At 59.9% G+C, this 17,902-nt stretch carries 15 protein-coding genes; all 15 read left to right on the forward strand.

Translation table 11 applies throughout. The features are described 5' to 3' along the window. The first annotated feature begins 3 nt into the window (after positions 1-3). The 15 genes from G3O01_RS09550 to G3O01_RS09620 all read left to right on the forward strand — a co-directional run bounded on the left by G3O01_RS09550 (position 4) and on the right by G3O01_RS09620 (position 17,870). Positions 4-330 (forward strand): hypothetical protein, encoded by a 327-nt coding sequence (locus tag G3O01_RS09550; protein ID WP_205804300.1) that lies wholly within the window; start codon positions 4-6, stop codon positions 328-330. After that, the gene (locus G3O01_RS09555; RefSeq protein WP_205804301.1) at positions 324-2,837 is read left to right on the forward strand and encodes a hypothetical protein; all 2,514 of its coding nucleotides are present in this window, start codon (positions 324-326) and stop codon (positions 2,835-2,837) included. The genes G3O01_RS09550 and G3O01_RS09555 overlap by 7 nt, the downstream gene beginning before the upstream one ends. After that, complete coding sequence (locus G3O01_RS09560) at positions 2,818-3,597, forward strand: hypothetical protein (RefSeq protein WP_205804302.1); 780 nt, start codon at positions 2,818-2,820, stop codon at positions 3,595-3,597. Before G3O01_RS09555 ends, G3O01_RS09560 begins: the two co-directional genes overlap by 20 nt. Positions 3,598-3,803: 206 nt before the next feature. After that, positions 3,804-5,108 (forward strand): type IV secretion system protein, encoded by a 1,305-nt coding sequence (locus G3O01_RS09565; protein WP_205804303.1) that lies wholly within the window; start codon positions 3,804-3,806, stop codon positions 5,106-5,108. Positions 5,109-5,208: 100 nt separating this feature from the next. Next, the gene (locus G3O01_RS09570) at positions 5,209-6,180 is read left to right on the forward strand and encodes a type IV secretion system protein (protein ID WP_205804304.1); all 972 of its coding nucleotides are present in this window, start codon (positions 5,209-5,211) and stop codon (positions 6,178-6,180) included. A 304-nt stretch (positions 6,181-6,484) separates the two neighbouring features. Then, a complete protein-coding gene (locus G3O01_RS09575; protein ID WP_205804305.1) occupies positions 6,485-7,171 on the forward strand; it encodes a type IV secretion system protein in 687 nt (228 codons plus the stop codon). A gap of 92 nt (positions 7,172-7,263) precedes the next feature. Continuing rightward, positions 7,264-7,992: a TrbG/VirB9 family P-type conjugative transfer protein gene (locus G3O01_RS09580; protein ID WP_205804306.1), complete on the forward strand. Its 729-nt coding sequence runs from the start codon at positions 7,264-7,266 to the stop codon at positions 7,990-7,992. 10 nt (positions 7,993-8,002) lie between these two features. Continuing rightward, positions 8,003-9,430, forward strand: coding sequence for a TrbI/VirB10 family protein (locus G3O01_RS45740; RefSeq protein ID WP_205804307.1), 1,428 nt, complete (start codon positions 8,003-8,005; stop codon positions 9,428-9,430). Between the two features lie 50 nt (positions 9,431-9,480). After that, positions 9,481-10,473, forward strand: coding sequence for a TrbG/VirB9 family P-type conjugative transfer protein (locus tag G3O01_RS09590; RefSeq protein ID WP_205804308.1), 993 nt, complete (start codon positions 9,481-9,483; stop codon positions 10,471-10,473). After that, a complete protein-coding gene (locus G3O01_RS09595; protein ID WP_205804309.1) occupies positions 10,473-11,096 on the forward strand; it encodes a toxin co-regulated pilus biosynthesis Q family protein in 624 nt (207 codons plus the stop codon). Before G3O01_RS09590 ends, G3O01_RS09595 begins: the two co-directional genes overlap by 1 nt. Continuing rightward, positions 11,093-12,808 carry a secretin N-terminal domain-containing protein gene (locus G3O01_RS09600; RefSeq protein ID WP_205804310.1) on the forward strand — a complete coding sequence of 572 codons (1,716 nt, stop codon included), beginning with the start codon at positions 11,093-11,095 and terminating at the stop codon, positions 12,806-12,808. Before G3O01_RS09595 ends, G3O01_RS09600 begins: the two co-directional genes overlap by 4 nt. Before the next feature lie 11 nt (positions 12,809-12,819). Further along, entirely contained in the window at positions 12,820-13,371 is a 552-nt protein-coding gene (pilP, locus tag G3O01_RS09605) for a type IV pilus biogenesis protein PilP (RefSeq protein WP_205804311.1), read from the forward strand. A 1-nt stretch (position 13,372) separates the two neighbouring features. Next, on the forward strand, positions 13,373-14,938 hold the full coding sequence (gene pilO2 / locus G3O01_RS09610; protein ID WP_205804312.1) for a type 4b pilus protein PilO2: 1,566 nt from the start codon (positions 13,373-13,375) through the stop codon (positions 14,936-14,938). Then, positions 14,938-16,740, forward strand: coding sequence for an ATPase, T2SS/T4P/T4SS family (locus G3O01_RS09615; protein ID WP_205804313.1), 1,803 nt, complete (start codon positions 14,938-14,940; stop codon positions 16,738-16,740). The genes pilO2 and G3O01_RS09615 overlap by 1 nt, the downstream gene beginning before the upstream one ends. Then, a complete protein-coding gene (locus G3O01_RS09620) occupies positions 16,737-17,870 on the forward strand; it encodes a type II secretion system F family protein (RefSeq protein WP_205804318.1) in 1,134 nt (377 codons plus the stop codon). The genes G3O01_RS09615 and G3O01_RS09620 overlap by 4 nt, the downstream gene beginning before the upstream one ends. The last annotated feature ends 32 nt before the right edge of the window (positions 17,871-17,902 follow it).

Raw genomic sequence — 17,902 nt, forward strand, 5'->3', positions numbered from 1 at the left:
AGCATGCGCCAAACCCCAATCGAACGCGCGCTCGTTTATCCGAAGATGTCCGACGGTATGAGCACGACCGCTATGGCCGCCATCTACGGGTCCGCCGCAATGCTGGCTTTCTTCGCTTTTCAATGGAAGCCCTGGGCGGCGATCTTCCCGTTCATCGTTGGCGGTGTGGTGCATGCATTTCTGAAGGTCCAATACAAAAAGGACCTGTTCATCATGCAGATCTACAAGATCTACAACCAGACCGGCGATCACTATCAACCGTGGTCGCGGGAAGAGTTGAGGGGGCGCGGATCGCGGCCCCGTGGATTTGGTCGGGGGTTGCGATGCTGAAGCCGTTCTACAAGGACCTCGGAAGGAAGGAGCGTCCTTTGCAGGAACTCGTCCCGTACATGGTGTACGTCACCGACGACATGCTCCTGAATAAGGACGGATCGTTGATGGTTGGGTTCGAGTATGAGGGCCTTGACCCGGACAACATCGACAGCGGGCTCATCAACTATGCTACTGAGCAGTTGCAGAACGCGATTTCTGCGAACTTCGACGAGCGCGTAACCCTCTGGTGGAGCACGTTGCGCCGAAAGGACGACGGTTACCTCGAGAGCGATTTCTCGAACGAGGTTGCAAAGCGGCTCGACGATGCGTATTCACGCCAGTTTCGTAGCGGCCGCTTTTACAAGGTCAAGCACTGGCTCTTTGTTCTTTTCACCGGAAGTACCGGGGTCTCGGGGCTTATGGATCGCGCCTCGCAGATGATCAACGAAGACGGCGTCAATCCCGTTGCAGCGTTCATCAAATCGATGTTCGGCGCGGTGTCGGTCAACGCCTCATATATGCGCGACGCGAAGCTGCTAGCGCAGAATATCCGGGCCTTTGAGCAGGTGCTCTCTGGCTTCACGGGAACGACGCCGTCGCTCAAGATGACGCGTCTGAGCATGCGCCGTCTCGACAACGCGCTGTTCCAGATTCTCAATCCCGCATCGCCTGAAATGACGATCAATCGTCCCCTCGAGTCGATGCTGGACAGCTATCTGCCGGCTAACGAGATCGTGGCCGGAGAAGACGTGCTGCGGTTCACGGGCAACCGCGGCGACCGCTTTGCAGCGGTGTACGGTATCAAGGAATGGCCGAGCCATTCCAACCCGATGATGCTCGAACAGCTGCTCAGTTCGGACAACGAGATGCTGGTCACCCAGATCGTCCGTTGCATGAGCCGCGAAGCGAGCGCGAAAATCATCACCGACGTTCGCAACTTCCACAAGATGACGCAGCACAGTCTGATGAGCACTGTGATGTCGAAGGTATCTGGCAAAAAGCCAGAGCCAATTGCTGGTAAGGCCAACCTCTATCACCAGTGTGAACGCGCGCTGGCGCGCCTCAATGAAGGCGGCCCGACGTCGGCGTTCGTCAACGTCTCCGTTATGGTGTTCGACAGGGATCAGGCGGACCTCGAGGACCGGTGCAAGAACGTCGAGCGCATCTTGTCGCAGCGCTCGCTCTTGATGATTCGCGAGCGGCTCAATTTGCTCCCGAGTTACGCGGCAATGCTGCCCGGCCAATGGGCGATGCAATCGCGTTACCACCTGCTCGGCGTCGACAACGTAGCGGACATCGCGCCGATCTACACGATGAATCCGGGTCCGACGCATCATCCTTACTTTACCGAAGTATTCGGGGCGAAACAGCCGGCCCACGCGATGTTCGTCGATAGCTATGGAGGCAAGTATTCGTTCGTCCCTCACGTGGGTCAGGTTGGACACGCGATCCTTATCGCGCCGACCGAGTCTGGGAAGACAACGCTCGTCACGTTCCTCGCCTCGCAGTTCCTGAAGTATCCGAACGCCAACATCTTCATTTTCGACCGGGACCATTCGTGTCGTACCGTCACCGGCCTCATGGGTGGTGAGCACCTCGACTACCGTGCGGGCAAGATGAAGTTGAATCCCTTCGCGCTGGACGACGGCACTCCGGAAGGGCGTACATGGATTCGAAATTTCATTATCCGCATGTTGGGTCAGTCCGGATATGACGCGACGGCCGAGGATCGGGAGGAAATCGACCGCGGTATCCGCGCACTCCTGGAAACCGAAGTGCTTGAGAAGCGGCTCCGGACATTTGCGGCCGACATGCCGGCACACCTCACGACGGCACTGGGTGAGTGGCTTGAAGGCCGCCCGTACGACATCTTCGACAACGAGGAAGACGAGTTCGAACTGTCGCAGTGGACCACCATCGAGATGAAGGAACTCTCGAAGATACCGCCGCTGATGGAAATGTTCATGGAATACGCATTCCGTCAGATCGATCTACGCCTGAGCCAAAACGCCCAGCAAGTCACCTTCATCTACCTCGAGGAGGCCAGCTTCCTTCTGCAGAACCCGAAGTTCGCGGATGCGATCGCCGATTGGTTGAAGACGTTCCGGAAAAAGAATGCTTTCCTGTGGCTGACGCTTCAGAGCCCCGATTCGATCGACGGCGCGGTGAAGTCGTCACTCGTCGACAACATCAAGACCACGGTGCTCATGTACAACCAGAAGGTTGAGATGCACCGCGACTACTACAAGAGGAACTTCGGTCTAACGGACCAGCAGGTCGACATGATTCGGCACCTGCGGCCGAAGCGCGAGTACATGTTCGTGCAGGACAAGTTCACGCGGGTCGTGCAAACGGCGTTCACGCCCGAGTCGCTGAATTTCCTCCGTTCCGAGGCTCACCTTCAGGCGCTCTTCAAACAGTACGCCGATGCTCGTGACACCAACCCGCACTGGCTCGACGACTACCTCGAAGCCGCTGGCAACGTCAAAAATATGGAGTTCCAACATGCAGAAGCTGAAGTTTAGTCTTGGGTGTATCGCCGCGGCGGTATCGTTGGCGTTCCTGTCGCCGGCGGCCGTCGCTGGAGGGGGCGGGCTCGTATTCGATCCGACGAACTTCGCGCAGAACATTCAGACCGCGATGGCAACCGTCAAGACGGAGTCGCTCGATATCGAGGAGGCCATCCGTAGTGCGCAGATGCTGGAAAACTCCATCAAGAACACGGCGAACACGGTCTCGAACCTGAGCGGCATCGGCTCGATTACGAACGACATCGCATCACTCCAGTCACAATGGAACGTTGACCAGACGTTGATGACCCAACTCGGCGGTCAGGCAAATTTCGTGCAGAACGTGATGTCACAGTACGCGGCTACGGGCACGGACGGCTCGTTCACCGACTATGTGCAGGCTCTCGCGAAGGCGGCACAGCAGGGCCAGCAGAACGCGAACGGCCTGTTCTCGAACTACACGAGTCTGACCCAGGAACTCCAGAAGACGATCAACCAACGCCAGTCGATCGCGCTGAAGAACTCCGGCGCGCTCGGCACGAACGATGCGATCCAGGTGACGAACGCGTCCCTAGACAACATTGCCGAGATCAATCAGGCGACGCTGCAGGGTATCAACACCTTGGTGCGCCAGCAGGCGTATCAGCAAATGCAGCAGTCCGGACGCGACGGCGCGAACGCTGGGAGCCTGGACAGCTATAACAATGCGAAGTCCGCCGACGCGCAGAACTTTATCAATCGGGCGCCCACGGCAACCACGATCATGGGCTACTGAAAATGGCAGGCAGCCGGTCCACTGCGTCGCTGACGCGCCTTATCAACTGGAAAGCGTTCGCCGCACTGTGTATTGCGTGCATCGGCTTGCTTACGATATCGGAGGCTCACGCAAGCGTTCTGGGCTCGATCTTGGGGTCCGGCGGGTGCTCGACATCCCCGGCATGGAAAGCGGAGGCGCAGACGTTCACGAAGGTTGTGGACACAATGCTTGCTCCTTTCAATGACGCTGACAGCGTCATATCCAGCACGGCGTTCGATATCGCCAACAATCTGATGGGCGGCGCATACGTGTTGGGCGGCATTCTCGCTAGCGGGTACTTTCTCTGGGCGACCTTGCGGTATATAGCAGACAGCCAGGAAAATTACATGTCGCTGGTAATGGATGCGCTCATTCCGGTCGCAATCGGAGCGGCGGTCCTGAAGAACTACACGTCGGTCATCACTGGCGTGCAGAACATCTTCAAGTCGATGTTGGTCGGGTCATTGAGCAACGGGCTCACAGGTCAGATCGCCCAGCTGTTTGCCAACTTCATGAGCGGCCTCGCCAACGGGTTCCTTGGCGAACTCAACGCTATTGCGTGCGCGGACTTCACGTCGTCCCTAGCAGTCTATTTCAACTCGTTCATCAACCTGCTGTGCCTGCTGGTGGCCGCGTTCCTTGCGGTTTTCGCGCTGGCGGAGTTGGTAGGGGTTTTGCTGACTGGCTCTGTGTTGATGGGCGTAGGAATTTCCGTCGGGCCGTATTTCGTGGTGTCAGGCGTCACCCCTTGGTCCAAGGGCTTCATGGACAAATGGCTCAGTTTTTCTATGGGCGCATTCTTCTACAAAACACTGATCACAATCGTTCTCGCGTTGATGAACGGGGTGATGTCGAGCGTAATCACCCAGCTTGCATCTTATAACGGCACAACGGGGCTGCCCCTCGGTACCGTCATCGCGCTTGTTGGCCTGATGTGGGTGATGCGCCATATCTTCATGGGAATCCCAGGCATCGCTGCCGCGCTAGTTGGTGGTCATCGTATTGGTCCGCCGAGTCTGAATCGTGAAGCGGGTAACGTCGCTCGTGATATCAGCAACTACATGGAGAAGAAGGAGCGCCAGGAAGAGCGCCGGCAACAACAAGCGGAGCGCGAAGAGCGTAGGGCGGACCGTCAGCGGGAGGCGGAAAGCAGAGGTAATGGTGGCGGGACCGGTCCGACGGTATCTTCGCAGCGCGGCTCCTTCAATCCCGGCGCGGGTCCGTCCGGCGCACCCGCGCTCTCAGGACGTGGCGGGTCTGGCGGGTCCTCGGGATCCTCCGGTAGCGGTTCGTCGAGTGGTACCGGCCCGTCAGGCGGCGGAGGACCGAGCGGCGGACCGGCGAGTGGTCCTCGTTTCCGTCCTGAAGCGGACGTGCAGGACGTCCGGTTCAAAGAAACGCCCGATGACGGGTCCAGCGGCTCGGGCGGTCGTACCAGCACGAGCACCGGTATGCCGCGTGGCGGCGGTTCCGGATCGTTCCAGGTCTAAGGTCGTAAGCGTGCGGACAGTTACAGGCTTAAGGTCCTGGATACTAGCGCTCGGGCGCGTTCTCGGTGGCCTCGCGCTGGGCCTCATCAGTGAGTTCGCAATGGCCGATACCGCGAGCACGTCGGGCTGCGACATCACTGCGTTCCAGACAAGCGCAACCACGCTAAACAAGGTGGTCGGTTTCCTTTTGTCTCCGTTCACCGACGCGGACGCCGTGATCAGCAGTTTCGCCCAGAGCACGGCGACCAGCCTGATCCCTGGCGCATACGTGATTGGCGGGATACTGGCAAGCGGCTACCTGTTGTGGTCGACGCTCAAGTATCTGGCGGACGGGCGCGAAAACTATCTCTCCGTGGTGATCGACATCGCGGCGCCGAGCGCTGTGTGCGGAGGCGTCCTCCATCAATACGATTCCGTCACGGATTCAATCGGGGGGATCTTTACCTCGTTGGGGGTCTCGTCGACAGGAGGGCTGACGAACGCGATTGCACAGTTTGGTATCGCCCTGTTCAACGGTCTGGTTACCGGATTGATAGCCGCCTTTAAGGCGATCGCGTGCGCCAACATCCTGACGTCCGGGATGGGAACATTCTTCTTTGGCTTCATGATGGTACTGCTCGTATTGTTCGCGATCGTGCTGTCGGCGATCGCGTTAGCCGAGCTGATAGGGGTATTACTGCTGGGAAGCATCCTCATGGGGATTGGCATCCTGGTGGGTCCCTACTTTGTGATCTCAGGGGTCACGCCATGGTCGCGATCTTTAGCCAACCAATGGCTGGGTTTCACGATGTCAGCATTCTTCTACAAGTCGCTAATCTCCATCGTCTTGACCTTGTTGAAGCCGGTGATCGACACGTTTAATACGCAGTCCGCGGCAGCGCTGACGAATGCGACAGGGCTGTCCTTCGGTATGGCTCTGGCGATGATCGGCCTGATATGGATCATGCGGTTCATCTTTCTGAAGATCCCTGGCCTTGCTGCTGACCTCCTCGGAAACGGCCACGCTCAAGAGGTGAGCCTCGTGAAAGATGGAATGCGGCTCGCGCGAATGATTGCGGGCATGGCCAAATAGCCGCGATCGAAAAATAGCGATCCATCGACACGATGTGCACGGGTCTTAGCAATTTGTGCGATCCGTGCACACGAAAAATCCCGTAAATGCTGGGGTTCCGCAAACTCGCCCGTCTCACGGTGAGACAGCAGATACGGTCGGCTTGCGACTCGACGTCGCCTCGACCGGCAGTCTTCGGCCCGAAGCAAAGCGGAGTTCGACCACATCAAAACAGGCCAGAACGAGGCTTACATTCCGCGCAGAAATCAATCTTCCAGCGGGCACCATCTAGACGTGCACTCAACAGTCTGGATGATCCGCGCAAATGTCTCAAACAACTTCCGCAGCACCGGTGAACTTCACGCCTGGTCCCGTGAACGAGGCGGCGACCCGCGAATTCTTTGTTCGTGGCGCGAAACTCAAATTGCAGAGCGACAGAAGTTACTGGTTCTCTGTTCTCTCAATGATCATGAATCTGGCGCTCGTCGGCGTGGTCATCATGCTGTTTCCGCTGAAGACGGTGCAGACCGTGGTTCTGCATGAGTCGCCGAGTGGTTCCCTCTCGCCTGATTTCCAGGCTGTCGACAACTACACACCCGATCAGAACGCTATCTCGTACTTCCTCTCGGAGTGGGTCGAGAACGTCATGGACATCAACGCATCGGTGATCAATGACCGGCTGGTCACCGCTGGCAATCAGGCAATCGGCGACGCGGCCGATCAGTTGAAGGACCTGATCCACCAGCAGAACCCGCTGGGCCGCCTCCATCAGTACCCGGCTCTTCGTCGGACCTATAAGCGTCTGAGCGTCAACTTCATCAAGAACGATACGGCGGTGCTTCGCTATTCGCTGACTGAGCGGCTCGGACCCGGTGTGCAACCCACGATCACCGTGTGGGTGATGACGATCACTTTCACCCGTGTGCCGCCCCATACCCAAGAACAGGTGATGAGCAACCCGGCGGGTCTGTACGTCACGAGCTTCAACAACAACCAAGAGTCGACTCAATGAGAACCCCCCGATTCGCATGCGCAGTCGTCTTCTTCGTAGCGGCGATGCTGCGGGCATCGCTCGCGAACGCAGGCTATAGCGCAGAAGACCCCGTGCCCCTGCCGACTGACAACCGCATCGTTACGTTCACCTACAGCTCGGACGCCGTGTACACGCTTCTGGCCATGCAAGGGGCAGCCACGCATATCGAACTCGGAGCCGACGAAGGCATTACCGAGAAGCCCGGTATCGGTGACTCGATCCAATGGCGCGTCAGTGGCGGTCCGAAGAACCTCTACATCAAACCGGTTCGGCCGGGCCTGATGACCACCATGACGCTGGTCACGAATAAACGCACCTACGAGTTCGAGCTGCGGTCGTCGCCTGTGGGTGGGAAGTTCTATCAGAAAGTCGGCTTTGTTTACCCCGACGAAGAGCAGGCGTTGCAACTGCGCGCGCAGTCGCAAGCGCAAGCGTTTATCGCAGAAAAAACGCGGCTGAATGATCAGTTGATCTCGCCCTCGGGCGACCCGTCGACCTACCACTACGGGTACACGATTACAGGCGACGCGCCGTTCCGTCCGCTTGAGGTTTTGGACAACGGTTCGAAGACCTTCATCCACCTTCCGCATATTCAGGATCAGCCCGCGGTCTTCCTCAAGGATGGGAACGGGAAATTGCAACTGGTTGACAACCATATGCGTGGCGAGGACTTCGTCGTCGTCGATCGCCTTGCGGATGCCCTGGTTCTGAAGCTGAACGATCAGGAGGTGACGATTACCTCGGATCGCGCTCCGAAGCATTGGTGGCAGCGGTCTGCCTCGACGGATTACACGCATTGAGGTGACCAACGTGTCCGATACCTTCGATAACCCCTTTGATCACAAGCCGGATGCGCAGGACCGGCCGATGGCTGATCCTCCGCAGTCCGCTCAAACGCCGAACCGTAGCGCTGCGTCGGACATGACGCGCAAGAAGCCTAAGCGGAACCTCCAGATGTATCTGGTCGGATTAGGCGTTGTCGGCCTTGTCGCGTGGTTCCTGTGGCCGCAGTCCAAGAAGGCGCCGACCGTCGCGAAAGCCGACCAGCAGGTTGTGGCCGCAGCGAGCGGCAGGGACGTGTTGCGCGCTGCTGAAGACGCGGACGCAAAAGCCAGGCAAGCCGCGCTCGCAGCGAGCGCTGCGACCGCTGCCGCCGCTTATCCGTCGAGCGATCCGAATGCCGCTGCCGCGGCTGCTATCGGCACAAACAATTATTCGGCGGCAGGCGCGGGCGGTCAGCAACGCAACCCTGCGGCGTCACAACAACAGGCCCAGCAGGAAGCGGCCGCGCATCAGGCAGAACTCGACAAGGCGGAGCAGAAGCGCGCAGAGATCGCTTCCTCGGAGATTCTCGCGAACAACGTGGAAACCGTACGGAATAGCAACGGTGGTGGGTCGTCAGGAGCAAGCGGCTCGCAACGTGAGACAGCGGACCAGCTTCGTACGCGTCTGATGTCCGATCTCGCCACGCAGCAACAGCAGCAGACGGCAACACTCGACAAGGCGATGCAGATGGCGGCAGCTGCGGCCTCGGGTCAGCAGAATGCTTCGGCGATCCCGATCGTCGCAGGGCCGGCCGCTCAGCAGGATAAGTGGTTGGCGTCCCAGTCGAGCGACGGCGATCAGGTGCTCCGGCAGCACTCCAAAGCGGACGGCTACATCATCTCCGAAGGTACGCCTGTCCGCACGGTCCTGATCACGGGTCTTAACACCGACACACCGGGCGTGGTCACGGCACAGGTGACCTCTGATGTCTTCGACTCAGCGACTGGCAACGCGCTGTTGATCCCTCGTGGTTCCCGCGTGATGGGGAAATACGACCACGACATCAAGAACGGCCAGGACCGCGTTCTCGTTGCACTGACGCGTCTGATTCGCCCAGATGGGACGTGGATCGATCTCGCGAGTGCGTCCGGCGCGGAGATGGATGGGAAGGGGGGCCTAGAGGGCGACGTCAACAACCATTTCTGGAAGATCTTCGGGAGCTCTCTCGTCATTGGGGCAGCGACGCTTCTGCTCGATAAGAGCCAGACGACAACGACTGTGTCCCAAGGGCTCGGCACCACGCAAATGGGCGGGACCATCTTCGCCCAGACGCTTCAGGACGTTCTGAACACTCTGCTGTCGCGAAACAAGGACATCCCGCCGACGATCAGTCGCGACGCGGGCACCGAGTTCATTTTCATCGTGCGTCGTGACATGTCCCTGACGCCGTATCACCGTTCCAACGGAGTCTAGTCATGAGTTCAACTCGCGCGCGCGCGCTCATGCGTCGTGTTCTCCCGGCGTTGGTCGCATTTGCCAGCGTTGAATTTCCGATCGCGGTTCACGCTGCTGGGCCACTGGATTTTGGCTATGCGGTGGACGGGCCGGCAGCGGTGCGCCCCGTTCTCGTGTTCAACGACGGAACGGACACGTACATTCAGCCGGCGCCTCACATCCCGACGACGGTTAAAGGCGGCGTGCAGGACGGCCCTTATCTCCGCGCCCCTGGTTTGCCGGACCAACTCACTGTTCGCGCCGGACGGTATTCGATGGTGGTCACCCACAGTGGCGCGCCGAGCGCTGGCGCCGGAGCAACTCCGTCTCGTGGCCTCAGCAACGGACTGCGGTCGGTATCCGTTCCCCCTCAGCCGGCTGGCCCACGAGCCGTCGGTCTGAACGTCGTGAGTGCGCCGGCGACGGCGCCGGATGCAATAGAGAAAGTGGCGATGAGCATCGCTGCCAAGGACGCGATCGGGGGCGGGGCAGGCCCCGTCGCCGCGTCCGGCGCGCATAGCGGTGTCTCGCTGCTCGCAAAAAACTTCGGCGCGCAGGCAATTCGTGACAGCGACGATCTCCATACCCAGATCAAGTTTGCAGCGAAGCAGGCGGCACTTTCGTTCACTACGCCCGATGGGAAATCGCTGGCGGCTACGTGGGACACGTCTGGAAACGTCGTGACCATTGACCGTGCACCGCGCTTCATCGTGTCGAACGGGCAGACGAGCGTCGAAGTCGGCCGGACCTCCTCGAACGTGTACCAGTTCGACGTCGCTGGTCCTGCTCATCTCGAAGCCGTGTTTGACAGCGACGGCGCGACGTATTTCAAGTTCGCCCCTTCGGTTGTGAAGGTGACTGTCGAAGACGTCAACCATGCGGGTTCGGGCGAGCAGAAGGGCAACTTCTATCGCTTCAAGGGTGTCGCCGATCAGTTCATCGTCGTCGCCGACGGGAAGACCGCCAACGTCACCCGAAAGCTCGAGGTCAAGTACTTCGAGCGTCTTGCGCAGAAGTCCTGATGTCAGCGGCCCATACGAAAAAGCGAACAGCAATGAACAAAAAAATTTCACGAGCGAGCGCGATCGCATTCTCCACCGCCGCTGTCTACGCCGCGTTTGCTGGAAGTGCAAATGCCCAGAGCGATTGGCAACCGCTTGGCGGTGGGGAGTCGTTCAACACGGCTTCGCTGAGCCCCCAGGACAAGCTGCCGTCAGCAGCCGATGGTCTTCCGGGTAACGGGTGGAACCTGGTGTCGAAGGAAGAAACGGCACCGACCCCTGCGGCACCGGCACAAGCCCCGCAGAAAGTCGCGGCCGCGTCGGGCGCGATTGCGGCGGCGCCCGTGGCGACGCCTGCGGAAGTAGTGGTCACACCTGTACCGCCGGTGGCGTCGTTCGATTTGGTCGCGGGCCAGTCGCTCGAAGCACAAATACAGGCGTGGGCAAAGCGGGTGGGGTGGTCGGTGGTGTGGAAAGCGACTGATGACTACATCGTTCCGGCGCCGAGTTCGTACGGAAGCGATTTCATCGTGGCTACGCAGACGGTGTTCGACGATGCCGCCAAAAACGGCGCTGATTTCCGCGCAGACATCTACAAGGGTAACCGCTCGGTGGTTATCGACCAATCCGGAGCAAGCGAATGAAGCTTGATTTCAAGAAACTGATCGCCACGGTGGTGGCTGTCGCGTCGATCGCGACGATCACGGGCTGCGCAATCCCTGACGTACAGCGGCAACAGGCCGCACTCGCGGCAACGGCGCAGGCTAATGCAGAAAATGGCCCGTTGTCCCGTCCTGTAGTGCAGATTCACGATGGCGCGTGGTTGCTTGGCGAGAAGATCAAGGCGAGCAAAGCACAGCCGGAGATCTTCGACCGCGACGTGTACTTCTCGTGGACGAAGAGCGGATCGCCGACCCTCTCGGACATCGCGCAGTGGATCGTCGAAACGCAGCACGTGCGCTCGTCGATCGACTCCTCGGTTACGGCGGGAACGTCCGCGTCGAGCGGTGCAGCGACAGCGCCTCTGACTGGCTCGCTGGTCGCACGGGCCGGCGGTCCGCTGCCTTTGCCTGGAATGGTCCCGGCCGTAGCCTCGGCGACGCCTTCGGGTGCCGGAGCTATCCCCGTTGCTACGGCGCGCGGGCCGGTCAAGTACACCGGCAAGTTTCGCGGCTTCCTGGATATCGTCGACGCCTCGTTTAACGTCTGGTCGCGCTATCAGGACGGGACAGTGTCGTTCTTCCGCACGGAGACCCGGACGTTCGCCATTCCGACTTTGCCCGATACATCCAGTATGACGGGCTCGATCTCGACCGGAGAGGGCAACTCGTCGTCGAGTTCTGGCTCGGAAAACGGCGGTCTCACGTCTGGCACGCAGAGCCTGACGCCGACGACGGGCGCTGGCTCGAGCAGTGGCAACTCCGGCAGCGGAGGCCAGACGATTCGTCTCGGTATTCACGTGAGCCCGTGGGAGAAGCTCGAAGCATCGGCAAAGGCCGTTGCGGGTGGCGACGCGCTGGTCCACGCAGACCCGAATCTGAACATGCTGACCGTGACGGGCACCCCGCCGCAATGCGATCGCATCGAAGACTGGGTGAAGAGTCTCAACGCTCAATACGGCAAGCAAGTCGCGATCGACGTTCACGTCTATCAGGTTCAGCGTACGCAGGAAGACAACTATGGCCTGAATCTCCAGCTCGCGTATGAAAGTTCAAATGGACATACCGGTATCAAGTTCTCGGGTGCGGCCGCGCCGACCGTGACGAGCAGCTCGTCACCGATGTCGTTCGGCGCGACGATTCTTGGCGGAACGCTGGCAGGGTCGAGTGCAGCGGTGCAGGCGCTGTCGACGCTCGGCAATGTTTCACAGGTGGTGGCGCGTTCGGGTGTGACACAGAACGGCAAGGTCCTCGCGCTTCAGGCGGCTCGCAGCCAGGGGTATGTGGCGTCGACTCAGACCACGCTGGCGACGAGCGTCGGCTCTTCGACCTCCATGCAGACAGCGACGCTGGTGCCGGGTTTCACCAGCAGCTTTTTGCCGAAGATTGTGAATGGGCGCGTCCTCATCGACTTCGACATGACGCTGTCGGATCTCGTCAACCTTGTGACGTTCACCTCGGGCAGTGGCTCCAATCAATCGAGCGTCCAGTTGCCGACCCTGCAGGTCACGCGTTTTGAGCAGTCGGTCAGCCTGAAGCCAGGCGAGACGCTGGTGCTCACTGGCATGCGACAGCAGTCGGCTAGCACGACGAACAACGGTGTCGGTTCCGCATACAACCCGCTGCTCGGCGGCGGCATGGACGCCCAGAAGGGCGACACGATTATCGCGGTTGTGATTACCGCACGCCTTCTGTGAGGGATCCCATCATGCGTACCAAGAAGATCGCTTTTGTTATCGCGGTGCTCGCCACCGGTTTGTTCGGAAACGCGATGGCTGCGACTGTCCAGCAGGACAAGCCAGAAGGGGCGGCTACGCCAGGTGCTGTTTCTGCATCTCCCGTCGACCCTGTCGGTAAGTCGCAAGCACAACAGGCGGCCGAACTCGACGCTGAGGCCGAATTGCTTTCGAGACGACTCAAAGTCGCCGAGTTGAAACGCAAACTCGCGGAGTTTGGCGACGCAGGGACGAATAGTCCCACGCGGGTGCAGAACTTGACCGATCGGGGCCCGGGGCGCGCCGAGGCGGCGCGCCAGCTTGGCCTTCAACTCGTGCCGACGGATAGCGGCGCGTCGATCACGATCGACCTGATCAGCGCAAGCGAAGGTCACTGGCAAGCGTGGCTTACCGTGAACGGCCGTAGCGGGTTCCCTGTTTCCGTAGGTTCCACCGTTGCTGGCGGATGGACCGTCCGTCAGATTACGGAAGACAGCGTAGAGCTCGAGAAGGGCAAGCGTAAGTGGACACTGAAGGGAGCATAACGTGGCGCACTCGCTTTCCCTACCCAACGTAAAGGGTGAGTTCGTCGTCGGCATGTCTTGGCGTCATGAAGACCACCGTCCCAAGCGCAAGGACCTGCAGCGCCACTCGCTCGACAAGGGCCGGTGGGGCCTTCGTCGCGAGACGATCTCGGGCAACCACCAAAGCGCCTATTGCGACCCGATCTTCGGTAAGAAACCGGAAAAGCTGGTTTCTCTTGCGGCAATCGTCGCTGAGCAGCATCAGCAGCCGTGGATGGGCCTGTATCAGCTGGATGATGACCTGTACTGGTATATCGCTGTTCGCGATGGTCATTCCGTCATTCCTGACGGCGACAAGATCGGCACGTATGCCGAAGTTATTGGCGTCCACAACCGGCACTTACACGAGCTCGGAGAATGGGACGAGCAGGAAGGTACGCTCAACGATCTCGCGGAACTTGTCAGGGGATCGACGAGAAATATCAAACTCCAGGATCTGCAGGGCGGGGGTTGGGGCAAGGCGCTCGCGATCGGAGGCGGCATTGGGGTGGCTCTGATCGGCGGGATCGCTGGTGTTGTGTACTACCAGCACGGCGAAGAAGAAAAGGCACGTGTTGCGGCCGAGCAGCGGCGCGCTGTGCTCTCGGCCATCAAGGCGCGTAAGGACGCCGAGTCGCGCATTCTGCCATGGACCCGGTTGGCTATGCCGTCGGACGCTTTCGCAGCGTGCCGGGATGCGTGGTATTCCCAACGGCTTTCGCAAATGGGATGGAAGCTGGCTTCGTGGCATTGCGGTGTACAGCCCAACGCAGTCACTATCAATGCGACCTTCGACCGTGACGGTGGGCTAGCAGATGACGCCCCGGGCCGGATGGCCGCTGATGCGCAGCACTCAACTGTCAGTCAGCAGATTCCGGTCAGCTTTCCGGCGCCATCGTCGCTGGCGGAGACCTCGGACGCAGCAAGCCGTGCCGCATGGACGCTCTCGCAGCGCTACGGGATTCCATTGACCCTAACTGCGCAGCAGACCGTCGCGCCGTTGCCGGGGAGCAAACAGGCGGAGGCGGAGCAGGCACCCTGGACGTCGTCACCTGCAATTTACACCACGCGTGTCGCCCCTTGGCTCTGGTTCGCAGAGCTATTCGATGCAGTGCCGGGTATGCGAGTCAACACGCTCGACTGGACCGCGGCGAAAGGCTGGGAAGTGAATGGGTCGCTCTACTCACTGCGCGGTGGCATGCAAGCAGGCCAAGGAAAAGTTGGTCCGCAAAAACTCGCGCCGGCCGCTGTCGTTCATAAGGCAGCTGATGTTCAGCAGATCGTCGCGATAACGCCATCAACGGCTCAACCCGTGCCGGCTGCTGTTCCACCCGTGACGGCCGTAGAGCCGCCTGCAAAGAAATCTGATGCCCCTGTTGGCGTCCAGCCGAGCGCGCCGGCCGTCCCGGCTGCACAAGCAAAGACAGCCTCAGTGAGCGGTGTTGCTCCCATGCCGTCGGCAATCGCCGCGCTGAGCGAGATGCATCCACCGAAGGCGCCGACCGAACAACCGAAGGCGGCCTCACCCTCTAAAGGAGAAAGTTGGTAATGGCATTTCCTGGAATGTCCCTAAAGAGGGCGTCAGTCGTTGCTGAGGCACCGGCCAGCATCGAACGCAATGCCGCCGCAAGGGCGGTAGACGAGGCGGCGATCGTAAAGGTACCGGCGGTTCCGGCGAGCATCGCTGATCGAGTGTTTGTGTCGGCGGATTCGACACGGTCGTTTGCGTATTTTGCCGTGACGTTGAGACTGATGGCCGATGATCAGGCAACGGCATTGTCGCGGCACCACCGAACCAAGCGGGGCGATATCGGAGAACTCGCTGTCGGCACCGGAGCGCTGACGCCGGAGGGCGTAGCGCATATCTCGGCCGCGCAGGGCGTGGAAATCAGTGTTGACGCACGCCACGCAGGACTGCCGCAGTTCTTGACCTGGATTGAAGATGTCCGCGGGCTCGGGATTATCCCGAAGGTGCGGAGGGTGTCAGCGCAGGATCTTGTTGCTGTTCGCGAGTCGAGGCGGGTCGAGCCGTCGAAGGAGCAGTCAGACCTCAAGACGCTCACCAAAGCGCGGGACCTGATATCCGACGCTGCTCTCGTCAAGTCGAGCGACATCCATATCCGGATCAACGAAAAGTTCACCGAGGTCCTGGTTCGCGTAAAAGGCGATCTCCAGGTTGCTGAGAAATACAGCATGGACCAGGAGGAAGGGGACGCGCTCGTCCGCTCGATGTACACCGGGCTTGCGACCTCAAAAGAAGGAACCTACAACCCGCGTGAATTTCAGGACGCGCAGATCCGGGGCGACGTAATACCTGGCAGTGGCCTCTCCAGCGTTCGAATCATCCGTGGGCCGAAATATCCCGAGGAAGCGGGTTGCAGCTATGTAGTCGCGCGTCTCCAGTATGAAACAGCAACTGGGAAACAAGCGGACCCGTCGAAGGCCGGCAATCTTCAGTTGAGGAAGCCGAAAGCGCCGATAGGCGACATCGAGCTGATTGGGTTCACGCCGCTTCAACAGGAACTCTGTGACCGGCTTATCAGGCTCCCGGCAGGGATCGTTCTCGCGACTGGCCCGACGGGGTCGGGGAAGACGACGACGCTCTACAACCTCATGAAGCGTCAGGCCCAGCTGTTCGTTCACAAGGCGCAGTTCACGATCGAGAACCCACCCGAGTATCCGCAGGATTGGGCAGTTCAACTCGCCTCGGATGGTGACGATTTTCAGGCACGACTTCGAGACGGACTCCGATCGGACCCGGACATCATCATGCTCGGCGAAATTCGCGCCGCTGCCGAAGCCGTCGCTGCTGTGCAAGCAGCAATGACTGGCCACTTCGTGTGGTCGACGCTGCACGTCAACGACCCGTTTTCCGCATTCCGGCGACTCGAAAATCTTGATCGCGCTCTTCTTGATCCGCAGAAGATTGCGGACGCGGATCTGATCTCGGGACTGCTCGCACAACGAATCATCCCGATCCTGTGCGGCGAGTGCAAGCAGCCTCTCGCGGAGAAGCCCGAAGCACTTACATCCTATCTCGGAAGCATCGTCGGGACGTGGGGGAATGGCGAGCGCCTCTATGTGCGCGGCGACGTTCCTGATTGTGGTTGTTGCTTCGGCACCGGGATCATCCGCACTCAGGCAGTAGCAGAGGTGGTCGTCACGGACGAGGAGTTTATGGACGACGTGCTAGCACAGGGAATCAACGCTGCCCGAAAGCGGTACCGGACGCGTAAGGACGCCGACAAGTCTATGCTGGGCAACGCGATGGACCTGGTCCTCGCAGGTATGGTTGACCCGAACGATGCACACGCCAGCGTGCGCCTTCGCCAGAAGCGGGAGGGCGCATGAGCACGCCGATCCTGGGGTGGGCAACGCGCAAGCGGACGGTGGATGAGGTGACGAAGCAGGCAGGCGAACGGGCGCGTCCGCAGAGTCTGAGTTGGAGCGCGCGCAAGCGCCTGTACGAACAGGCGTCGAGCCAGCTGGACAACGAACGGACACTGCCTGAGATCCTGCTCGACTATCGCGACCGTCTGTTGCGTCGTGGAAAGAAGAATGCAGGCGCAGCCGCGAACCTGATCTATCGACGCGTCATCGACGGCGACACCTTCACGGTCGCACTCGGCGAGAAGATCAGTCCGCTCGAGCGAAGCGTAATCGCAGCCGGCGAGAAGGCAGGGGAGTTGTCGCACTCGATGCGGCTAGTTCTTCAGTTGCGTGACCGGCTCACGCGGATACGGCGCTCAATGCAGTCGAGCTTCTTCGCGCCAACCGTGTACCTCATCTCCTTGTGGTGTGTCCTTTTCACGATCGGATACATGATCGTGCCGCAATTCGAGATGGCATTGCCGGCAAACCGCTGGACAGGCTGGGCGAGGGTCCTGTACCTGATGGGATCGATTGCGGTGGGCTGGGCAGCACCGGTGTTTGTAGTGCTGTCTCTCGCCGTGGGTCTCTTGATCTGGAAGGCCCTCCCTAACTGGACAGGGGAAGGGGTCATCAAAGGCCGAGCTTTCTGCGACAAGTACGTCTTCCCCTTCACGGTCTACAGGGAGGTACAAGGCTTTGCGTGGCTGCTCGCCTTTGCCACGCTTCTGCGTTCCAACGTGCCCGACGCAGACGCCATCTATGACCAGATGAAAACCGCAACGCCATGGGAGCGGTCACGGTTGCGTCCGATTCACGCCGGACTCAAGAACGGCCTTGATATGGCGAAGGCAATGCGGTTGTCGGGGTACGAATACCCCTCTTTGGACCTCATCGACGAGGTGAATGCATACGTTGGATTCCCCAATTTTCCGGAAAAAATCGAGGTCGTGGCCCGGCAATATGCAGACACGCTAGAGCGCCGTCTGCTGACCAAAGGAATGGTGCTCTCCGCCGGATTCTCCGGGTTGATGTTTTTCGCGTTCGTAATTCTCCAGTTGGGCGCCAACGAGATCTCTTCGCTCTTGTCGTCGTCCGTGGGCCATTTCTAGTGCGATCGAAATTAACAACGTTTTGCTTCTAA

Source organism: Burkholderia sp. Ac-20365, from assembly GCF_017104715.1.
Lineage (GTDB): Bacteria > Pseudomonadota > Gammaproteobacteria > Burkholderiales > Burkholderiaceae > Paraburkholderia.

What these genes read in the sequence shown, in the direction of transcription:
- G3O01_RS09550 (WP_205804300.1), top strand. Translation starts at nt 4, where the DNA reads ATGCGCCAAACCCCAATCGAACGCGCGCTCGTTTATCCGAAGATGTCC.
- G3O01_RS09555 (WP_205804301.1), top strand. Translation starts at nt 324, where the DNA reads ATGCTGAAGCCGTTCTACAAGGACCTCGGAAGGAAGGAGCGTCCTTTG.
- G3O01_RS09560 (WP_205804302.1), top strand. Translation starts at nt 2,818, where the DNA reads ATGCAGAAGCTGAAGTTTAGTCTTGGGTGTATCGCCGCGGCGGTATCG.
- G3O01_RS09565 (WP_205804303.1), top strand. Translation starts at nt 3,804, where the DNA reads ATGCTTGCTCCTTTCAATGACGCTGACAGCGTCATATCCAGCACGGCG.
- G3O01_RS09570 (WP_205804304.1), top strand. Translation starts at nt 5,209, where the DNA reads ATGGCCGATACCGCGAGCACGTCGGGCTGCGACATCACTGCGTTCCAG.
- G3O01_RS09575 (WP_205804305.1), top strand. Translation starts at nt 6,485, where the DNA reads ATGTCTCAAACAACTTCCGCAGCACCGGTGAACTTCACGCCTGGTCCC.
- G3O01_RS09595 (WP_205804309.1), top strand. Translation starts at nt 10,473, where the DNA reads ATGTCAGCGGCCCATACGAAAAAGCGAACAGCAATGAACAAAAAAATT.
- G3O01_RS09600 (WP_205804310.1), top strand. Translation starts at nt 11,093, where the DNA reads ATGAAGCTTGATTTCAAGAAACTGATCGCCACGGTGGTGGCTGTCGCG.
- pilP (WP_205804311.1), top strand. Translation starts at nt 12,820, where the DNA reads ATGCGTACCAAGAAGATCGCTTTTGTTATCGCGGTGCTCGCCACCGGT.
- G3O01_RS09615 (WP_205804313.1), top strand. Translation starts at nt 14,938, where the DNA reads ATGGCATTTCCTGGAATGTCCCTAAAGAGGGCGTCAGTCGTTGCTGAG.
- G3O01_RS09620 (WP_205804318.1), top strand. Translation starts at nt 16,737, where the DNA reads ATGAGCACGCCGATCCTGGGGTGGGCAACGCGCAAGCGGACGGTGGAT.